Annotated in this window: 18 protein-coding genes; 14 read left to right on the forward strand and 4 right to left on the reverse strand. The window is 66.2% G+C overall.

Features of this window, described 5'->3' with window-relative positions; all coding sequences use genetic code 11:
* The first annotated feature begins 39 nt into the window (after nt 1-39).
* From H5V43_RS20130 to H5V43_RS20170, 9 genes are read left to right on the forward strand one after another with little or no spacing between them, the layout of a single operon-like run.
* Complete coding sequence (locus H5V43_RS20130) at nt 40-1,065, forward strand: glycoside hydrolase family 5 protein (protein ID WP_037481688.1); 1,026 nt, start codon at nt 40-42, stop codon at nt 1,063-1,065.
* Nucleotides 1,066-1,082: 17 nt separating this feature from the next.
* On the forward strand, nt 1,083-2,264 hold the full coding sequence (locus H5V43_RS20135) for an outer membrane beta-barrel protein (protein WP_226869582.1): 1,182 nt from the start codon (nt 1,083-1,085) through the stop codon (nt 2,262-2,264).
* A 10-nt stretch (nt 2,265-2,274) separates the two neighbouring features.
* Nucleotides 2,275-3,072: an SLBB domain-containing protein gene (locus H5V43_RS20140; protein ID WP_025547673.1), complete on the forward strand. Its 798-nt coding sequence runs from the start codon at nt 2,275-2,277 to the stop codon at nt 3,070-3,072.
* A gap of 22 nt (nt 3,073-3,094) precedes the next feature.
* Complete coding sequence (locus H5V43_RS20145) at nt 3,095-4,357, forward strand: ATP-binding protein (RefSeq protein WP_044661110.1); 1,263 nt, start codon at nt 3,095-3,097, stop codon at nt 4,355-4,357.
* A gap of 30 nt (nt 4,358-4,387) precedes the next feature.
* Nucleotides 4,388-5,758: an exopolysaccharide biosynthesis protein gene (locus H5V43_RS20150; RefSeq protein WP_025547675.1), complete on the forward strand. Its 1,371-nt coding sequence runs from the start codon at nt 4,388-4,390 to the stop codon at nt 5,756-5,758.
* Nucleotides 5,755-6,423 carry a tyrosine-protein kinase family protein gene (locus H5V43_RS20155; protein ID WP_037481691.1) on the forward strand — a complete coding sequence of 223 codons (669 nt, stop codon included), beginning with the start codon at nt 5,755-5,757 and terminating at the stop codon, nt 6,421-6,423. Before H5V43_RS20150 ends, H5V43_RS20155 begins: the two co-directional genes overlap by 4 nt.
* A gap of 4 nt (nt 6,424-6,427) precedes the next feature.
* Nucleotides 6,428-8,332, forward strand: coding sequence for a WecB/TagA/CpsF family glycosyltransferase (locus H5V43_RS20160; protein ID WP_229742657.1), 1,905 nt, complete (start codon nt 6,428-6,430; stop codon nt 8,330-8,332).
* 28 nt (nt 8,333-8,360) lie between these two features.
* Nucleotides 8,361-9,377: a glycosyltransferase family A protein gene (locus H5V43_RS20165; protein WP_238320158.1), complete on the forward strand. Its 1,017-nt coding sequence runs from the start codon at nt 8,361-8,363 to the stop codon at nt 9,375-9,377.
* The gene (locus H5V43_RS20170; RefSeq protein WP_044661109.1) at nt 9,374-10,399 is read left to right on the forward strand and encodes a polysaccharide pyruvyl transferase family protein; all 1,026 of its coding nucleotides are present in this window, start codon (nt 9,374-9,376) and stop codon (nt 10,397-10,399) included. Before H5V43_RS20165 ends, H5V43_RS20170 begins: the two co-directional genes overlap by 4 nt.
* A gap of 18 nt (nt 10,400-10,417) precedes the next feature.
* Here the strand turns inward: H5V43_RS20170 and H5V43_RS20175 are convergent, their stop codons facing one another.
* Entirely contained in the window at nt 10,418-11,386 is a 969-nt protein-coding gene (locus H5V43_RS20175; protein WP_044661108.1) for a glycosyltransferase family 2 protein, read from the reverse strand.
* 133 nt (nt 11,387-11,519) lie between these two features.
* Between H5V43_RS20175 and H5V43_RS20180 the strand changes: the two genes are divergently transcribed.
* The 5 genes from H5V43_RS20180 to H5V43_RS20200 are packed head-to-tail and all read left to right on the forward strand — an operon-like array spanning nt 11,520 to nt 17,166.
* The gene (locus H5V43_RS20180; RefSeq protein ID WP_025547684.1) at nt 11,520-12,656 is read left to right on the forward strand and encodes a glycosyltransferase; all 1,137 of its coding nucleotides are present in this window, start codon (nt 11,520-11,522) and stop codon (nt 12,654-12,656) included.
* The gene (locus tag H5V43_RS20185; protein WP_037481683.1) at nt 12,653-13,777 is read left to right on the forward strand and encodes a GumK N-terminal domain-containing glycosyltransferase; all 1,125 of its coding nucleotides are present in this window, start codon (nt 12,653-12,655) and stop codon (nt 13,775-13,777) included. Before H5V43_RS20180 ends, H5V43_RS20185 begins: the two co-directional genes overlap by 4 nt.
* Nucleotides 13,770-15,026, forward strand: coding sequence for a polysaccharide biosynthesis protein GumE (locus tag H5V43_RS20190; protein ID WP_238320157.1), 1,257 nt, complete (start codon nt 13,770-13,772; stop codon nt 15,024-15,026). The genes H5V43_RS20185 and H5V43_RS20190 overlap by 8 nt, the downstream gene beginning before the upstream one ends.
* Nucleotides 15,023-16,102, forward strand: coding sequence for an acyltransferase family protein (locus tag H5V43_RS20195; protein ID WP_025547688.1), 1,080 nt, complete (start codon nt 15,023-15,025; stop codon nt 16,100-16,102). Before H5V43_RS20190 ends, H5V43_RS20195 begins: the two co-directional genes overlap by 4 nt.
* Nucleotides 16,103-16,122: 20 nt before the next feature.
* The gene (locus tag H5V43_RS20200; RefSeq protein WP_025547690.1) at nt 16,123-17,166 is read left to right on the forward strand and encodes an acyltransferase family protein; all 1,044 of its coding nucleotides are present in this window, start codon (nt 16,123-16,125) and stop codon (nt 17,164-17,166) included.
* A gap of 1 nt (nt 17,167) precedes the next feature.
* Here the strand turns inward: H5V43_RS20200 and H5V43_RS20205 are convergent, their stop codons facing one another.
* Genes H5V43_RS20205 through H5V43_RS20215 form a run of 3 tightly spaced genes read right to left on the reverse strand, consistent with a single transcriptional unit; the run spans nt 17,168 to nt 20,348 of the window.
* Nucleotides 17,168-18,463, reverse strand: a complete 1,296-nt coding sequence (locus H5V43_RS20205) for a hypothetical protein (protein ID WP_025547691.1) — start codon at nt 18,461-18,463, stop codon at nt 17,168-17,170.
* Between the two features lies 1 nt (nt 18,464).
* Entirely contained in the window at nt 18,465-18,875 is a 411-nt protein-coding gene (locus H5V43_RS20210; RefSeq protein WP_025547692.1) for a DMT family transporter, read from the reverse strand.
* A gap of 21 nt (nt 18,876-18,896) precedes the next feature.
* Nucleotides 18,897-20,348, reverse strand: coding sequence for a UbiA family prenyltransferase (locus H5V43_RS20215; RefSeq protein WP_025547694.1), 1,452 nt, complete (start codon nt 20,346-20,348; stop codon nt 18,897-18,899).
* Between the last annotated feature and the right edge of the window lie 65 nt (nt 20,349-20,413).

Genomic DNA, 20,413 nt, shown 5'->3' on the forward strand with positions numbered 1-20,413 from the left:
AGCAGGCGCATCGCCATGGCGACAAAGGGGCTTCATCCGATGAGTGTGGCGACTCGCCTCGCCATGGCGCCGCTGCTGATGCTGCTGGCCCTGCCGCTGACCGCCGAGCAGCCCGCCGCCGGGCAACCGCCCCTGTCGGGCGTCAACATAGCAGGCGGGGAATTCAATTCCGCGCGCAAGCCTGGCGTCTTCGGCAAGGATTATGTCTATCCCGACGCAAGGACGGCCCAGCCCTTCATCGACATGGGGATGCAGATCGTCCGCGTGCCGATCCTCTGGGAACGGGTGCAGCCGGAGCCGCTGAAGCCGCTTTCCACGACAGAGATGGCCCTGATCGACAAGTCGTTCGCCAGTCTGGCGCCGTTCCGGACCATCGTGCTGGACGTGCATAATTACGGCCGGTACGACGGCCAGCGGCTGGACCAGATTTCCAATGGGTCGGCGATGCTGGCCGATCTGTGGCAGCGGCTGGCGGAGCATTACAAGGGCAATGGCGCCGTCGCCTTCGGCCTGATGAACGAGCCCTATGGCATGACGCCCGCCGCCTGGCGGTCGCTGGCGGACGGCAGCGTCGCGGCGATCCGGCGGACGGGGGCGGCCAATCTCATCCTCGTGCCGGGTTCCAAATATAGCGGCGCGCATAGCTGGACCACGGGCGGATCGAACTCCAACGCGCTCGCCTTCGCCGATTTTCGCGATCCCGGCGGCAATTATGCGTTCGAGATGCACCAATATCTGGATGCCGACAGTTCCGGCACGGCGACGAGCTGCGTCAGTCCGGACCTGATCGACGCGCGGCTGGCGGGTGCGACGACATGGCTGCGGACCAATGGCCATCGCGGCTTCCTGGGCGAATTCGGCGCGCCGCCGGACGACAATTGCCTGCGTGGGCTGGAGGTTCTGCTCGCCCATTTGCGCGCCAATGGCGACGTCTGGATGGGATGGACCTATTGGGCGGGCGGCGCATGGTGGGGCGCCCGCTATCCGATGAGCGTTCAGCCGACCGGCGGCCCCCGTCCGCAGGCCGCGGTGCTCAGCAAATATATCGTTGCAAGGGAGCCATGATGAAGCAGTTTTCCGTCATGAGCGCAGCCGCCACGGCGGCCCTCATGATCCCGCAGGCGGCCCTGTCCCAGACCGAGGTGGAGGTTCCGCCCGACGGATTGCGGGTCCGGCCGACCGTGCGCCTGCTCTACGACAGCAACATCCTGCGGCAGAATGACGACCTGGTCGCCGGAGAGCAGGACGACCTGCGCATCACGCCCAGCGTCGACGTGACCTACCGCCGGCAATTCGGTCTTCACCGGCTGACGGTGATCGGGTCGGCGGGCTATGATTTCCACCAGCGTTTCGAATTTCTCGATCGGGAGAGGATCAGTCTTCAGGCCGATGCCGATCTGTCCGTATCCGGTTACTGCCATGTGCAGCCCAGGGCGCGGCTGAATTTTGCGCAATCGAACCTTTCCGATCAGGGCGTGGTCGTCGGCAATACGCAGCGGACGCAGGATTACAGGGTCGCGGTCGACTGCGAGAAGCCCTATGGTTTCTTCCCCGTGGCCGCCGTGGGCTATCTGAATACCAGCAACAGCGCCTCTTCGCGGCGGATATTCGACATCGACACGTCCACGGCGATGGCGGGCATCGGCTATTCCAAGGCCAGCCTGGGCGAAATCCGCGCGACGTTCCAATATGAGCGTTTCCGCCGCCCCAATGCCGACGAGGCGATACCCGGCCTGCGCGACGGCGCGGAAAATTACCGCGCGGGCATCCTCTTCCGCCGGGCCGTGGCGCCACGCCTGAGCTGGCAATTGGGCGCCAATTATTTCAAGACCAAGCCGCGCGCGCCCGGCATTGCGGACTTCTCCGGCCTGGGGGTGGAGGCGCAGGCGGTCTATACCCCTTCCAACCGGCTGTCGATCCTGTTGGATGTCGACCGCAGCTCCCGCAATCAGAGCAATACGGGCGCGACCTATATCGTGCAGACCGACTTCACCCTGCGCGGCAATCTGAAGCTGGGGGCGCGGTCCGGCCTGTCGGCCGGCGGAAGCTACAGCCGCCGATCGTTCAAGGGCGAATTGCAGCTCGACACACCGCTGCTGCGCCGGTCGGACCGCACCCGCGCGGTCTTTGCCGGCTATCGTTACCAGTTGCGCAGCCGCCTCAATGCCGGGGCGGAGATACGCCATGAGTGGCGAACAACGGCCGTCGACCAGTTCCGGTACAAAAGTACGTCGGGACTGCTGTTCGTCGGACTGGATCTATGAGGTACTGGCCATGAAACCGATCTTCCCTGCCCTTTCCGTCCTGATCCTTGCGTCCCTTTCCGCTGCCGTTCCGGCGGTGGCGGCCGATGCCGCGCCGGGCGCGGCGCTGGCGTCCAGCTACATATTGGGGGCCAATGACGAGATAAGGGTTTCCGTCTTCGGCGCCTATCCGTTCGACGTCAAAACCCGGATCAAGGAGGACGGCAGCGTCACCCTGCCCAGCGTCGGGGAAGTCGTGGCGCAGGGCGTGACCGCCAATGCGCTGGCGACCAAGGTGCGCGATCAGTTGAAGGCGGGCGGATATTTCGTCAATCCGATCGTCAATGTGGAGGTGGTGAGCTATGTCAGCCGGGCGGTGACCGTCTTCGGCAATCTCCAGAATCCCGGCGTCTATCCGCTGGACCGGCCGCAGACGATCGCGATGATGCTGGCCCGCACCGGCGGCGCGCGGACCGATGCCGCCGATTACGCCATATTGCAGCGCCAGGGCGAGGAAGACCGCCGCATCCCGCTGGAAGACCTGAACAGCGCGACGGGAACCGGGCAGATGCTGCGCCCCGGGGATTCGCTGTTCGTGCCCAAGGCGGAGGACGTCTTCATCTACGGCCAGGTCAACAAGCCGGGCAAGATCACCTATGAAAGCGGCATGACGCTGCGCCAGATGCTGGCGCAGGCGGGCGGACCGACATTGGGCGGGTCCGAAAAGAAGATCAGCCTCAACCGCGGCAACCAGAGGATCAAGCGCGCCGACCTGGACATGCTGGTGAAGCCGGGCGACGTCTTCACCGTCCAGGAACGCATCTTCTGATCAGGCTGGGAAGGAACCCGAAATGTCCCTGTTTTCCTGGATAGCGCGGTGGCTGAGGCCCAAGCCCCAGCCCAAGCCCCAGAGCAAGGAGCTGGCGCGCCGCATGGCGGCCATCCGCGCCGCCGCCGCCGCCGAACCCGCCACGCCGGCGCCCCCGACGGCCGACATGTTGCGGTCGGCCATCCGCAAGGGGTTCAACTCGACCCAGCCCGTCACCAGTTCCAGCCATCTTCACGGCCGGCAGGAACAGTTGGAACTGCTGGTCGAGGGCGTTCTGGATCGGGGAAATCACGCCCTGATCTACGGCGCGCGGGGGTCCGGCAAGACGTCGCTGGCGCGGGTCTTCGCCAATATGGCCGACGACCGGGGCTTCGTCGTGCTCTATTCGGCGTGCGAACCCGATCAGGATTTCGGGGCGCTCATCAGGCCCTATGTCGATGCCCTGGCCGGGGCGCCGGTCGACTGGCCCGCGGACCGTCCGGTCAATCCGCGGGACGTGGTCGAACAGATCGCGCCGCGCGCCCGTCGCCGCTTCATCCTGATCCTGGACGAATTCGACCGCATCACCGACGGCGCCGTGCAACATGACGTCGCAAGGCTGATGAAGATGCTGTCCGACGCGGCCATGCCGGTTCATATCGTCGCGGTGGGCATCGCGGCGGGGGTCGATGCCCTGATCGCGGGCCATGCGTCCCTGCGGCGGCACATGTCGGTGATCCCGATCTCGCGGATCGAATCCCAGGCGGTGTTCGACATCATCGCCAAGGGCGCGGGGTCGATCGGCATGGGCTTCACCGATGCCAGCCGGGAGACCATCGCCCATCTCGCCTGCGGATCGCCCTATCATGTCCGGCTGTTCTGCGCCCTCGCCTGTTTCGAGGTGATCAAGCGGAAGGAACGGAAGGTCGACCTGCCCGCGACGCTGGCCGGGGTGGCGCGGGCCGTCAATGACTGGGCGCTCACCAATGCGGAGGACGCCGCGCTGTTCCGCAAGGTGATCGCGACGAACAGCCCGCACTGGAGCATGATCGAAACCATCGCCCGCACCGCCGCCGCTCACGGCTTCATCACCCGGCACGCGCTGGCGGATGAACGGGGCGAGCGCATCCTGTCCCAGTTGCGGGACGCGCTGATCATCGATGCGGCAGAGGATCGCATCGCCTTCCAGGACAGTCTGGCGCCGCAATTCATGCTGGCCATGCTGTTCGCCGCGCAGAACAGCGAGAAGATCGATGAGAACATCATCAGCATGAACGATCTTCATCGCCCGATCGCCGCCGAATAGGCCGGATCGCCATCGAATAGGATAGTGACTATGCTGATATTGGACATATTCCGCGCGATATTGCAGCGCTGGCGGCTGGTGGCGGGGATATTCTGCAGCGTCATGCTGCTGACCGCGATCTGGATATTGATGACGCCGCGCGAATATGTGGCGTCGGCCACGCTGCTGTTCGACACGCGCGCGCCCGACCCGCTGCCGGGCGAGACCCGCGCGGCCGGCGAACCCGCCGCCATGCTGGCGACCGAGGCGCAGATATTGCGCGGGGAGGCGATCACCGGCCATGTCACCCGCGCGCTGGGCCTCGACAAGGAACCCGAACTGCGCAGGCAGTGGTTCGACCAGACCAACGGAACCCAGACCTTCCAGGGCTGGCTGAACCGGCGGGTCCAGAGCGGGCTGGAGGTCACGCCCAGCCCGGCGGGCAGCACCATCGACATCGCCTATCGCAGCACCGATGCGGCCAGATCGGCGGAGATGGCGAATGCCTTTGCCGATGCGTTCAACAAGACCCGCCTGTCGATGAGCAATGATTTCGCCAAGCGCTACGCCGACTGGTTCAAGACCCGCCTCAGCGAATCCGAGGCGCGGATGGAAAGCGCGCAGAGCGAACTGGCGAAGTTCCAGCGCGAGCACGGCATTGTCTCCACCGGGGCGATCGATGCGGAAAGCACGCGGCTGAGCGAATTGTCGTCCAAATTGTCCACCGCCGAAGCGTCCGCCGCCGATGCGGGCGCCCGCGCCGCCGCAGGGGCGAGCATGCCCGAAGTGCAGTCGAGCGGGGTGGTCCAGGGATTGCGTGCGCAGATCGCGACCAAGTCGGCCGAAATCCGCCAGATGTCGGCGGAACTGGGGCCCAGCCATGAGTTGATGCGGGCGGCCAATTCCCAGCTTGCCCAGTTGCGGGCGGCACTGGCGCAGGAAACGGCCAAGACTTCGGGCAGCCTGTCCGCGGCCAGTTCCGCCGCCGCGGCCAACCGGGGCGCCATGCAGTCGCTGCTGAACCAGCACCGCGCCCGCATGCTGTCGCTCGCGGGCGACCGGGGCAAGCTCAACGTGCTGGAAAGCAATGTGGAATCGGCCAAGAAGCAATATGAGACCGAGACGCAGCAAATGGCCGAACTGCGCGCGAAGAGCAGCATCCCTTCGCTGAACGTGCTGCATCTGAACGCCGCAGAGGCGCCCTTGCTGCCGAACGCGCCGAACATTCCCGTGCGGCTGCTGATGATGACGATATTGGGCCTGATGCTCGCCATCGGCACGGCGGTCCTGCTGGAATGGCTACAACCCCGCGTCCGCAGCCGCGATGCGATGACATATCTGACCGGCGTGCCCGTGCTGGGACAGGCCGACCTCCGTCACATCGGACAGCAACTTCGCCTTGAAGGAGCCAAATGGTCATGAGACTCCGATCCACAGAGAGAAGCGAGCAGCCCGGCGCGATCTTCATCGCCGCCGGCCCGGGCGAAAAGCCCGAGATGAATGCCGTGGGGCCGATCCAGGTCGATCCGCTGGTCGTGGCGATCAGCGACCCGGAAGACCGGCTGGCGGTGCAGGCGCGCGACATACAGTCGACGCTGGCCGCGCTCCGCCTGGCGGACGGGCGGGCGCCCTCCTCCATCGCGGTCCTCACGGTCGGCGCGGTCGACGAGGCGGCGATCCTGACCGCCAATGTCGCGGTGTCGGCGGCGCTGAGCGGGCTGCGGACGCTGCTCGTCGACATGAAGCAGTCGGACTTCGTCCAGCACCGGCTGCTCGGCCAGACGCCGGTCACGCCCACCGATCCGGAGGATGACCTCCACGCCTTCGTCCGGCCTGCCTCGATCCCCAGACTGTCCCTGCTGGCGGCCGCATCCGACAGCCGGGACCTGGCCGACATGATGGCCGATTTCGACCTGTGCCTGGTCGACGCCAGCCATGTCGAGGACCTCGCCCTGGCAGCGGCCGGCGCGGAGGTGGCGATACTGGCCGTCAGCCGCGACGCCACCACCACGGCGGACCTCAAGTCCACGATCAACAAGCTGTCGATGCTGGGCATGCCGTTGATCGGCACGGTCATGATCGTGTGACGGCATGAAGCGTGGAACAGGCATGAAGATCGTCCATATCTCCCGCCAATATCATCCGGGCATCGGCGGGCTGGAGAATTTCACCCGCAACCTCTGCGAGGAGCAGGCGCGGGCGGGCCATGACGTGCGCATGGTCACGCTGAACCGCATCTTCGACGGCGATGGCGCGGAACTGCCCGCGCGGGAGACGATCGGCGGGGTGGAGGTCGTCCGCCTGCCCTTCCGCGGCGGACGGCGCTATCCCATTGCGCCGGCGGTGCTGCGCCATGTGCGCGATTGCGACCTGATCCACGTCCATGCCATGGATTTCTTCGTCGATTTCCTGGCCCTCACGCGCTTTCTGCACCAGAAGCCGATGGTGCTCAGCACCCATGGCGGCTTCTTCCACACAGATTATGCGCAGCGGCTGAAGCAGGTCTATTTCCACAGCATATCCCGCCTGTCGCTGAGCCGCTTCCACGCGACGATCGCCTGTAGCGAGGCGGATCAGGACAGTTTCGCGCGCATCTGCCGCCAGAGGCTGACGCTGGTGGAAAATGGCGTCGACATCGACAAGTTCGCGGCCGCCGCCGACCCGGATGCGCGGGCGATCCTCTATTTCGGCCGCATCGCCCCCAACAAGCGGATCGATCGGCTGATCCGCTGGTTCGCCGCGTTGAATGCGCTGGACCCGGCCTGGTCGCTGATCGTCGCGGGCAAGCCCATGGGCGTCGCCCTGTCCGACCTGCGCCGGATCGCCGTCGAACAGGGTATATCCCAAAAGGTGGAATTCCACGACAGCCCCAGCGACGAGGCGCTTCGCGCGCTGATCGGGCGCAGCAGCATCTTCGCGTCCGCCAGCGCCTATGAAGGGTTCGGCATATCGTTGATCGAGGCGGTTTCCGCCGGCCTCTATCCCGCCGCCAGCGACATTCCGGCGCATCGCCGGTCCTGCGAGAAGCTGGGCGTCGGCACGCTCCTGCATTTCGACGATCTCCTGTCGGCCGCGCGGCTGCTCAAGGATTTCCGCACCGCCAGGGTCAGGGGAGCCCTGAAGGACGCGGCCGAACCGCTGCGCGGCTATAGCTGGCCGGAGGTCTCGGCGCGCATCGTGCATATCTACGACCAGATATTGGGCCATCGCCAGCGGGCCATCGGTCCGGTGAAGGTCGCCGTTCTCTCCCAGACGGAGGCGCTGGCGGAAATCCGGTCCCATGTCCGCGCGCAAAGGCCGAAGGTCATCGCCTTCTGCAACGCCCATATGGCCAATCTGGCGCGGAAGGACGACCGACTGGCCGGGGCGCTGAGCAATGCGCTCGTGCTGAACGACGGCATCGGCGTCGATCTGGCGAGCCGGTTGCGCTATGGCCGCTCCTTTCCCGTCAACCTCAACGGCACGGACTTCATCCCCGCGCTGCTGAAGGACCATCCCGAAGGGCTCCGGCTGTTCCTGGTCGGCGCGGCGCCGGGCGTGGCGGAGCGCGCGGCGGTGACGCTGCGCCGCCTGTGCCCGCGGCTCTCGATCGTGGGAATGCAGCATGGTTTCTTCGACCCGCAGGAGGAAGCGGGCCTGAGCGACCGCATAGGGGCGAGCAAGGCCGATCTGGTGCTCGCCTGCATGGGCAATCCCCGGCAGGAGATCTGGGCGGCGCGCTGGGCGCCGGAGTTCGGACGGCCCGTGCTGTGCGGCGGCGCTTTGCTCGACTTCCTCGCCGGACGGGTGCGGCGCGCCCCGGCCTGGGTGCAGCGGGCGCGGTTCGAATGGGCATGGCGGCTGTTTCAGGAGCCGACCCGGCTCGCGGACCGCTATCTGCGCGGCAATCTGAGCTTCATCGTCCATGCGCTGAAGGATGCCTGGCGCGGGCAGGATTGGGAGGATACGCCCCCGCCAGCCCCGACCACAGCCCTGCGGGGGGCCGATGCGGCCTGACCCCAGCATGGCCCGGCGCCGGACGACCATGCCGAAGCGCATTTCGGTCGTCATCCCGTTCTTCCAGCGCAAGCGCGGGCTGCTGCGCGAAGCTGTGCGGTCGGTCGCCTGCCAATATCTTCCCTGGCCCGCCGAAGTCGAACTGATCGTCGTCGACGACGGTTCGCCGGTCGCGGCCGACCTGGATGTCGATAATCTCGCCTTGCCCGACTGGATCAGGCTGCGCATCCTTCGCCAGGCCAATGCCGGCCCGGCGGCGGCGCGCAACCATGGCCTGGACGCCCTATCGCCGGATTCCGGCTATATCGCCTTTCTGGATTCCGACGATCAATGGTCGACGCACCATCTGGCCTGGGGGATCGACACTTTGGGCACGGCGCATGATTTCTACTTCTGCGACAGCGCCATGCCGCCGACGACCATGTTCGCGGCCATGGCGTTTTTCCAGGCGCTGCCCGCGCAGCAGGGGGTCGAACTGCTCGACGGGACGCGCGGCACCTATCGCTTCGTCGGGACGAGCGGCGGATCGTCGATGGTGCGCGACTATCTGTGCCAGACATCGTCCGTGATCCTGCGCAGGTCGGCGGTGGGATCGCTCCGGTTCGAGGAGAGCCTGCGCTATGCCGGGGAAGACTGGCTGATGTGGGCGCGGATTGCGCATCGGGCGCGGGGCATCTGCTTCTCGCTTTCCGCCAACAGCCTGCGCGGCGAAGGCATCAACCTGTATCGCGACGCGCATGAGCGGCTGGGCGGGCGCAACCTGCGGCGCATCCTTTCCATGATCCGGGCGAACGAGCTGATGGGGGCGATCGACGGCATCGATGCGCAAAGCCTGATGCTGACGCAGCAGCGGCGACGCAGCTTCCAGATGGAACTGGCGGCGATCCTGATGCATCCGCGGCTTTATCTGGGCCTGATGGACCGGCTCCAGCGGGCGATGATCGCAAGGGCCTACCGGCACCTCTGGCGTGACCTGCCCGGCTGTTGGACGGAAATCCTGCGCCGCAAGCTGCGCCCGGCGGCCCTGCGGGAGATGCCTGCGTGAAGCTTTATTATTACCGGGCGCCGCAGGGGAATTTCGGCGACGACCTGAACGGCTGGCTCTGGGAAGAACTCGCGCCGGGCCGCTGGTCGGACGAGGATGATGGCGAGCTGTTCTGCGGCATCGGCACGATCATCGGCAACGACATGCCGCAGGCGAAACGGATCAGGGTGTTTTCCAGCGGCATCGGCTATCGTCCCGTGCCCGCCGATTTCGACAGCGGGCGGTGGAAGGTGACGGCGCTGCGCGGGCCGCTGACGGCGCAGGTGGTCGGGCGGCCGGAACGGGCGGTCGCGGACGGTGCGCTGCTGCTGTCGACCCTGCCGCGGCTGAAGCCACTGGCCGAGGAAGAACGGCACGGGACGATCTTCATTCCCCATTATGAGGCGATGGACGAAGGCCCCTGGGAAAGGGCCTGCGGGCTGGCGGGCGTGGAACTGGTCGATCCCCGGCAATGCGCGCATCGGGTGATAGAGCGCATCCGATCGGCGCGGCTGGTGATCGCGGATTCCATGCATGCCGCGATCATCGCGGATACGATGCGGGTGCCCTGGGTGCCCGTTGCGTCGTCCCGGCGGATCAACAGCTTCAAATGGCTGGACTGGACCCTGTCGCTGGACCTGCCCTATGAGCCGGTGGCGCTGCCCTCGATCAGCCTGCGGGCCTATTATGAGGGGCAGGTGCAGCGCTGCATCGGACAGGATTTCCGCCTGCCGCGGCCGGACAGGGATAGCGCCATGGCGCATTATCGGCGGATGATGCGGCGGGAGGGCAATGCGCTATGGCAATCGGTGCGCCCCAAGGTGAAGCATCACCTGCGCGCGCTGCCGGGGCGCCTGCCGGCGCAGCGTGCCGCGCGGGGCGCGATGACGCGGTGGGACAGGCGGCGGACGGAGCGCATGGCGACGGTTTTGCATCGGCTGGTCGGCGCGCCCGCTTTCCTGAGCGGCGATGCGATTTTCGCGCAGAGGGTCGAACAGTTGAGCTATGCGCTGGATGGCATTGCGGGGGGCCGTGAAGGCTGAATATTGCCTGCGGGGGCCTTAACGCGCAAGCATCCGCGCCCTGTGCCGCCGGACCAGATGACGGGCCAGCATCGGCCAACTGCGCCGGTCGCGCAGCATTTCCATCAGCAGCGCCCCCGGCCGGCGGGCGCGCAGGTGCGGATAGGCGCGGTTCCAGATCGCCTGGTCGCGGATCGCGTCCGCCCGTTTCGACAACAGCCCCGCCAATGCCCTGTCCGCCCGGATGCGCGGGCGGGCGAGCAGGCCCAGCGTATGGTCCCGCATGGCCTGGAGGTTGAGGATGGTGCGCGACTGGCCCGAACTGTCCGAGGAGATCGAACCGATGCGCTGCGTGAAGAGGTAAAGCCCCTCCCCCATCAGCATGAAGCGCGCGCCGGCCAGCAGCCAGTCCAGAACGAAGGCGAAATCCTCGCCATGGCGGAGGTGAGGCGGATAGTGCAGTCCGCGCGCATGGAGGAAACGGCGGCGGAAGATCGGCTTTAGCTGGCCATAATCGAAGGGGGAACGGCCGGTCATGCACTGGCCGACGAAATCCGCCGCGCCGACCTGCTGCACATGATCGTCCGCCAGCCTGAGCGCCCGGCCCGCCACGGCCTGTGCCTGCCAGTCGAAGAACAGCAGATTGTCGGCCACCAGATCGGCCTCATGCCGCCTCGCCACCCCGGTCATGCGTTGCAGCCGCCCCGGCAGGAACGCATCGTCGGCGTCGAGTATCGCGATCCACTCGCCCTGCGCCGCGGCCAGCCCCCTGTTGCGCGCGACCGAAGGTCCGCCATTTTCCGCGCTGACGATCAGGCGGACATTGTCGTGCATGCGCGTCAGGCCCCGCGCCACCCGCAGCGTGTCGTCGCTCGACGCATCGTCGATGATCAGCACTTCGACCGGCACCTGCTGCGCCAGCGCCGAATTGACCGCGCGAACCAGCGTATCCTGCGCATTATAGGCGGCAATTATCACCGAGACACAAGGGGTTAGGTTCCGCTGCATAGGTGTTATGCCTTACTCGAAACAGGGGTGGGCTTTGGATATAACAGCCGCACAAGCAGCAGCGAATTGAGGGAATACCCCTAGGATATGTCCCAAGGGTCCGAACCCGATCTTCCCAGTGCGGACAGACAATATGCCGATGGTCGCCATTTACAGACGCGGTTTCCTGCCCTTGTCGGAGACCTTCATTGCGGACCATATCCGGTCGCTGCGCCGATACCGCCCCTTCGTCATGGCCGACGACATTGTCGGCGGCCATTATCGGGACGGACAGCAACTGCATCTGCTTCATGAACCCGGCGCCGGAAAGTGGAAAAGGATCAGCAGTCGGCTGACCGGACATTACGACCATCTGGACGGACAACTGTCCTCACGCTCCGCCGGCCTGATCCACGCGCATTTCCTTCAGGATGGCGCGGGCATTCTGCCGCTTGCCCTGCGGCGGCGCATGCCGCTGGTGGTGACGGCCCATGGCTATGACGCGACCGTCACCGCCCGCGAACATGCGCGGCGCACGGAGGGGCTCTGGTACCTGATGCTGAAGCCCGTCCTGATGCGCTATGTCGACGGCATCATCTGCGTGTCGAACTGGATCAGGCAGTGCCTGCTGGAGGCCGGCTATCCCGAAGGCAAGCTGCGGGTCATCCGCCTGGGCATCGACCCCGCCGCATTGCCGCAGGTGGATTCCCCCTCGCTGCGCCGGGGCGCGCTGTTCGTGGGCAGGCTGGTCGAGAAGAAGGGCGTCAACTTCCTGCTCGACGCCTGGGCGAAGCTGCCGCCCCGCCTGCGCGAGGAGCCGCTGACCATCATCGGGGACGGCCCGATGAAGCCGGCGCTGATGGATCAGGCACGAAAACTGGGCATCCAGCCGGTATTTGCCGGCCCGCAGCCGCGAGAGGCGGTGTTCGCCGCCATGGCCCGGCACAGGATCTTCGCCATGCCCAGCATCCGCGCCGCGAATGGCGACAGCGAAGGGCTGCCCATCGTGCTGATGGAGGCGCAGGCCCTGGGCATGGCGGTGGTCGCCTTCGACGACGGGCCGATGCGCGAAGCCATCCGGCCGGGGCAGAGCGGCCTGCTGGCGGAGCGGCGCGACACCGGCAGCTATGCCGCGCATCTGGAACGGCTGCTGCTGTCGGCGGACCTGTGCGAAAGCTTCGGCCGGGCAGGACGGGAATGGGTCAACAACAGTTTCCACATCCGGTCCAACATGGCGGAACTGGAAGATTATTACGACGAAATCATCGGCCGCAGGGAGAGACGCCATTGAACATCCCCATTTCGGCCGCCCTCGCACCCCATGGCGTCACCAACGCCCGCATCCTCATCCTGTCGCGCCACGATTATCGCACGGCGCGCCGCGCCAGCGTGCATTTCATCGCCCAGAAACTGGCCGAACGGGGTCATGACGTCGCCTTCCTGTCCATCGGCTACAGCTGGCTGTCGCGGCTGCGCGGCGACAGCCGGGCGGGGCTGGACCCGCGCGCCAACCGCTGGGAAACGGTGGACGGCCTGCGCGCCTATCTGTGGCGGACCCGCTGGCATCCGGTCAAGATGCCGGTGCCCGATGCGCTGACCGGCTGGCTGTTCCACCGCTGGGCCGGCATGGCCTGCCCCGCCCTGGACGAGGCGGCGGCGACGGCGGACCTCATCCTGATCGAATCCGGCATCGCCCCCGCGCTGATCCGGCGGGTGCGGGCCATCGCCCCGCATGCGCGGATCGTCTATCGCGCGACCGACCTGCTGGCGACCGCCGGCGTGCCGCCATGCATCGAAACGACGCTGCAAAGGCAGGCGCGCGACATCGACATGGTCGTGGTCGTCGCCCGCAGCATGCTGCCGCATTTCGACAGCTTCGACTGTCCGCGCATCTTCATTCCCCATGGCGTCGACCTGCGAAACCTGCGCCGGCCGACCGTCAGCCCCTATGACCGGCCGCATAATGCGGTGGCGGTCGGATCGATGCTGTTCGACGAGGGCGCGATCCGCACGCTGGCGCAGGCGGTTCCCCATTTCACCTTCCACATGATCGGAACGCCCAGGCACGCCTTTCCGTCCAATGTGGTGCTGCACGATGAGATGCCCTTCGAACGGACGCTGCCCTATATCCAGCATGCCGATGTCGGGATCGCGGCCTATCTGCCGGCGGAAGCATCGGCCTATCTGGCGGATTCCAGCCTGAAGCTGATGCAATATGGCGCCATCGGCCTGCCCGCCATCTGCCCGGATTTCGCGGTGGGCGAACATGGGCTGCGTTTCGGCTATCGGCCGGGCGACGCCGATGGGATGGTGCAGGCCTTCGCCAGAGCCGCCCAGACGCGCCGGCGGCCAGCGCCGACGCAGGATTGGGGCGATGTGGCCGACCGGCTGGTGGAGGTCGCCCTTGGCTGAGCTTGTCCTGCAAAGAGACGTCCGGATGCAAGGCGCCGGGGACATGCTGCGCGCGGTCGTGCCGGTGGCGGCCATGGCGCTGCTGGCGGCGACGGTCCTGTTCAACCCGTTCCTCGCCTGGGTGAACAGCCATGTCGCGCCGATGAACGGGTCGATCGTGTCCGTGATGCAGGGCGGCATCGTCATCTCTGCATTGCTGCTGGGCCTGTTCCAGCCGGTCGCGCTGGCGGCGCGATGGTGGACGCTGGCCGCGCTGCTGGTGATGGCCGTGCTGCTGACCAGCGCGATCCGGGCGCAGTTCAATCCCAAGATATTGGGCGACGTGCTGCTGATCCCGGCCTTCATCCTGCTGGGCACGGCGCTGCGCGCCGACCTGTTCCGCCGGTCGGTCCTCGTCATGCAGGCGTGCATCCTGCTGGTGGGCATGTGGGAACTGGCGCGGCCGGACCAATATGGCGCCTTCTTCAACGTGGTCGATTATTATGTGAACACGCGCGGATATGACGCCGACGCCTTCTGGGCGGGCGGATCGCTGTTCCTGAGTTCGGAACGGCCGGGCGGGCGGCTGTTGCTCAACGGCTTCGGTTTCCATCGCGGGTCGTCGCTGTTCCTGGAGCCGGTGTCGCTCGGCAACTGGGCGGTCGTCGTCACCATCTTCACGGCGGCCTGCTGGCGCGAACTGTCGCGCTGGGGCCGGGCCTTCATGGTGGCGTCCACCTTCGCGCTGCTGGTGATCTGCGACGGGCGGCTCGCGATGACGGTCATCCTGCTCTTCTGCCTCTATCTGCCGCTCTGCCGCTATCTGCCCGACCGCTGGAGCGCGATCTACCTGCCTGTCATGCTGGGCCTGCTTTGGCTGGGGGACGCGTTCGGCCTGCTGATGCCCAATGGCGACAATTTCGCCGGGCGGCTGGGCATCGGCCTGCATGCGCTGGGGACGATGGATGCCGCCGCATTGCTGGGGGTCAGCCCCGAATTCGCGCGGCTGGACGATGCGGGATGGGCCGATTTCATCCAGTCCCAATCCGTGCTCATCGCGCTCGGCCTCTGGCTGGCGCTGTCGCTCACCGGGTTCGGCAGGGCGCCGGGCGACCGCATGGCGAAACATGGCACCATGCTGTTCCTCATCCTGTGCCTGCCGATCAGCAATTCGCTGCTCTCGATCAAGACGGCGGCGTTGATGTGGGCGCTCTACGGCTTCTGCTTCGCACGCGGGCGGAGGGCAGCGGACAGCACGCCCCCGGCATGAGCGGGCGGCATATTCCAGCGCTGGACGGGTTGCGCGGCTTTGCGGCGCTGATCGTGATGCTGTCGCATTTTCCCGATGTCGGGCTGCCGCCCTGGGTCAATCACCGCCTGGGCGATTATGGCGTGATGCTGTTCTTCGTGCTGAGCGGTTTCCTGATGGGCCATCTCTATCTGGGGCAGAAGCCCGACGTCGCGGCGCTGCTGCGCTATGGCGCGGCGCGGGCGGGGCGAATCCTGCCGCTTTATCTGGCGGTGTCGCTGCTGTCCTTCTTCCTCTTCAGCTATGCCGATCCGGCCTTCATCTATCGCATAGACGGCCAGCAGCTCCTGCGGTTGCTCAGCTTCACCAGCGCGCAGCCGATCTTCTGGTCCATCGGCCCGGAATTCCAGTTCTATTTCCTCTTTCCGCTGATCTGGATGGCGTTCCACAGCAGCCGCCCGAACAGGCCGGTCGCCTTCCTGGCGCTGGCGACCGCGATCTGCCTGAGCTATGCGATCAGCAGTTGGACGCCGGGCTTCTCCGTCTTCGCAAAGCTGCACATCTTCATCGCCGGGATCGGCACGGCGTTGCTGATGAAGGCGGCGCCGCCGCGCCCGCCGCTCGCCATGCTCGTGCTGGGAAGCGCCCTGGCCTTCCTGGCCGCCATCCTGCTGTCGCCGGCGTGGGCCGAACCCTTCCTCTTCCCGTCGACGCGCGGCGACCCCAAGCATATCGGCTATTATGGCGATCTGGCGAAGGTCCTGCTCTGCGCCTGCGTCATCCACAGCGCGACCATCGACCATCGGCTGAACGACTGGCTGTGGGGCAATGGCGCGATGCGGCGGCTGGGGGCGTGGAGCTTCTCGCTCTATCTGCTGCACATGCCCGCTTTCTATCTGGCGGGATATCTGCCGGTGCCGCCGGCGCCGCGCGCCGTGGCATCGCTGCTGCTGGCGGTCGGCATCGCGGCGCTGTCCCATCGCTTCGTCGAAGGGCCGGCCAACCATTGTTTGCGCCGCCTGCTTGCAAGGCTGTTCGACCGGCAGCCCAAGGTCATCCTATTGCCCGATCTCAGCCGGGCGGAGGTTCGAAGGTGAGACGATAAGGATAAAGCCAGATGCGCAAGGAAAACAGGGTCGCGCACGGGTCGGTGAAGGAGGATGAGGGACGCATAGACTGGCTGGACGTGGCCAAGGGCCTGTCGATCCTGCTGGTCGTCTTCCATCATGCCGCGCTGACGGGTGCTTCCATCGGCCATGGCTGGGCGGTCTTTTCCACGCTCGATGCGTTGGCGAAGCCGGTCCGCATGCCGCTGTTCTTCGCCATAGCGGGGCTGTTCGCCGCCGGGGCGCTCAGCCGGTCCTGGGGCCGGCTGCTGACCGGCCGGGTGGCCAATCTCGTCTGGCTCTACAGCCTGTGGACCGTGATCTACTGGCTGTTCTTCCGCTATTTCGACCCGACCGACGGGCTGAAGCCGCTGGGCCTTTCCAAATGGCAGCTCATCTATATGTGGATCATCCCGCCCAGCGGACAATGGTTCCTGTGGCTGATGGCGATCTATCTGGTCCTTGCCAAGGCGATTGCCCGCTTCCGAAGTCCCGTCCATCTGTCGGCGATCTTCCTGCTTTGCGCCCTGTCGGCCGGGCCGGTGGCGGAACTGCCCCATTATCCGTGGCGCAACGGCCTGCTCTATGCGCCGTTCTTCATCGGCGGGGCATGGTATGGCCGGGCGCTGGCGGAGCGGGCGCCGCGCCATGCCGCGACGCTGATCGTCGGCGGAACGGCAGGCTTTGCGGCCCTTTTGATGCTGACGCGCCATCCCGGCGCGCAGATCGGCCTGTCCATGGCGGGCCTGATGGCGGCAGTCGGCGTCGCCCTGTTGCTCAGCCGGATTTCGTGGCTGAAGGGGCCGCTGATCTTCTTCGGGCGGCGAACGCTCAGCATCTACCTCGGCCATGGGCTGGTCATCGCCGCGCTGTCCATGCCGCTGTCCGTCCTGCCGCTGGGGGATCATGCCTTTCTATGGGTCACGCCCTTCCTGATGCTGTTCTCCCTGTTCGGATCGCTGGTCCTTCACGACCGGGCGGGAAGTCTGGGCCGGATGTGGCTCTATAGCGACGAAGGCATGCGGCAGTCCTTGCCGAAGCGGTTCAGCATCTGACTCAGATGCCGGATGCGCGGCCATGCTGCTTGTCCAGGGCAATCTGGTTGGAAAGCTTCGCCGCGGTCAGAAACTGCCGCTCATTATGGATGGAACCGACGGCGATGAAGAGGATCAGCGCGCCGACGACTGCCTTGCGATAGGGGGAGAACCATCCCAGCGCCGCGAAAGCCAGCGCGGCAACCGCGATGTCCGCCGCGTAAAGGAAGGTGATTTCTCCATAGACGCTGTGGAAGAGTATCTTCGAAGCCAGGAACAGGCCCAGCGCCAGGCCGATGGGCCGCCTCTGCCGGTCGGCCAGCGTTCCCGCGACGCCTCCGGCCAGCAGGACCAGCCAGGCGGCGGCGGCGATGCCGCCCGCGACGCCCCACTGGCCGAGCGGCGCGAACTGATTGGTCACGACCGTCGAGGAGCCGATCTCCGTCTGCATGTCGGCCCGCTGCGGCGATGGCACGACGCCCGGCATCAGCAGGGCGTTGCGCGCGCTGATGGACGGGTGCCATGCCATGCCGGCGGCGTGCATCTTCGGTCCGGCATAGGTCTTTTCCTTGACGATGATGCGCGGGTCGAGCCAGAAGGCGGCGCGGTGCAACAGCTTCATCTGGACCGCGGAGACCGCCGACACCAGCAGGAAGGCGCCCCCGCTGACCAGCAGGAACTGGCGGAACGGCAGGCGGAAGAAGGCGGCCGCCAGCCCCAGGCCCCAATTGGTGATCAGCATCGCGACGCTTGCCGCCGAAGCGACGATCCAGCCGGCGCGGGGCAGGCTCCGCATCGAACAGGTGAAGATCAGCATCAGCACGATGCCGGTCGCGCTGAATGCATAGGTTTCGATAAAGGCATACCAGTGGAGGAAACCGGCGCTGGCGAGCAATGCGAGGGTGAAGCCGGCGGCCGCCGCGGGGGCAAGGCCCATCAGCCGCATCGCCACATGGAAACCCCCCGCGCTGACCGCGGCGGCGAGCATCAGCAGCAGGCCGATCGCCTGCATCGGCGGCAGGCCCAGCAAGGCCAGCGCCTTGACCGATGACAATGCGGTTATGGAAAAGAGCGGATGGGCGACGGTGCGGTTCTGGTACGGGCTCCAGCGCTCCGTCATGTTGGAGATGACGCGGGGCGGATCGGCCTGGAAATAGATGTTGAACGTGTCATAGACCTGCGGCGACAGCGCCTTGCCGTTGAACAGGCAGATCGCCATGGCCGTCATGCTGAGCAGGATGACCAGCACCAGGTCGACGCGGCCGACGCCGATCGGCCAGATGCGGCGGGCGGGCGCGCCAAGCGCGGTCGCGGCCATCTCAGCTCAGCCCCGTCACGAGCACGCCCGCCACGATCAGCCCGATGCCCCCGAGACGCGCCGGCGAAATCGCCTCCCCCAGCAGCCAGAAGCCGCAAATGGCGGTGACCACGATGCCGAGCGCGACGCAGGGATAGGCCTGCGACAGGTTCATGCGGGACAGGACCATCAGCCACGCCCCGGCGCTGAGGCCGAACATCGCCATGCCGACGATCACCAGGGGGGTGGTCGCGATGGTGGTCGCGATCTCGATCGCCGATCCGCGCGCCAGCGCATTCTGCACCGGGACGCCGTTCATGCCGATCTTCATCAGCACCTGCGATCCGGAGGACAGCAGCACGCAGGTCAGGACCAGAAGCGGCCACAGCAGGCCGGCGGCCGCGCGATGTTCAGCCAGGGCTTGGGCAGGCAAGGTTTTCCTCCGGGGATGGGATCAGTGCGCCGCGAACATGATGAGCAGGACCAGGCAGACCATGCCCGAACTCATGCGGTCGCGCAGGGCGAAGACGACCGGATCGTCGTGGATCAGGCGGCGATGCGCCAGCATCAGCATCCGCCCCACCCAATAGAGCATGATCGGGCAGATGATCCACAACAGGTCGGGATGGCGATAGGAGCCGTTGACGGCCGGCGAGGTGAAATAAAGCGCCAGCACGGTGATGGAGACATAGGCGGAAGCCACCGCCATCGACATCACCATGGTCATGTCGCTGACCTTGTAATTGCGGTTGCTGGCGTCGCCCAGATCGGCGTCCTTGCGCTTGGCGAGTTCGGTGTAGCGCTTGATCAGCGCCAGGCTGGTGAAGAACATGACCGCGAAGGCGAGCAGCCAGTCGGACATGACGATCCCCGTCGCCGCGCTGCCGCCGATCACCCGCACGGCGTAGAGCAGGGATAGCGCCAGGACATCGATCAGGAATTTCCGCTTGAGCACGAAGCTGTAGGCGCTGGTAAGCGCGAAATAGCCGAACAGCACGCCCAGCAGCGGCAGCGACACCATCGCCCCCGTCAGCAGGCCGAGAGTCAGCAGCAGGCCCGACACGATCAGCGACGCCCCGATCGGCAACTGCCCGCTGGCGAGCGGACGGCCGCGCTTGCTGGGGTGCCGCCGGTCGGCATGCAGGTCGACGATGTCGTTGACGATATAGATGGACGACGCGATCAGGGAGAAGGCGACGAAGGCGCAGAGGCTTTGCAGCAGGGCCAGCCGGGTGATCTCATTGCCGATCAGCGGCGGCACGAAGACCAACGCATTCTTCACATATTGGTGGACGCGCAACTGACGCAGCCAGAGCCCGGGGCTGGCCCCTTCCTCCGCCAGGGCCTTGAGCGGGCGGCCCCTGCGCTGCATATGGCGGAAGGCGGCGGTGGGCGCGCGCACGGCATAGCCTTGCGCGGCATGCTCCCAGACCGGGACGTCGACCATGGCATTGCCGATATAGTCGAAGCCGCCCTCCCCGAATTCCGCGACCAGCCGGTCCCGCTTGGCCCTGCCCGACAGGTTGGTCGTCCCGTCGGACGCGAACCAACCGTCGAACAGGCAGAGATGATCCGCGATCTGCGACACCAGCCGGGCATCGGCCGCCGAGGCGAGGTAGGTCGGCCTTCCCTCCGCCCGCGCCGCGCGGATCAGGGAGAGCACCTGATCGTCATAGGGCAGGTAATGGGGATCGAAATCGGGGCTGTCCGCCAGTTCCGCCTTGATCGCCGCCTTGTTCCATCCCATGCGCAGAAAGGACGAGAGGATGGTGCGGGGTCTGTCGTTGAAGGCCGAGATCAGGCATTCGACCAGCAAGTCCCCCTTGATCAGCGTGCCGTCCAGATCGACGACAAGCGGACGGCATTGGGTATTCACCTGCGGCTTCGACTGGACAGCAACTTGCATGGCTTCCCCTTCACTTCATCCAAACTGATTAGATGTGAGGCGAGGAAGCGAATCAATTAAGGGGA

The sequence above is a fragment of the Sphingobium fuliginis genome (genome assembly GCF_015074805.1).
GTDB lineage: Bacteria > Pseudomonadota > Alphaproteobacteria > Sphingomonadales > Sphingomonadaceae > Sphingobium > Sphingobium fuliginis.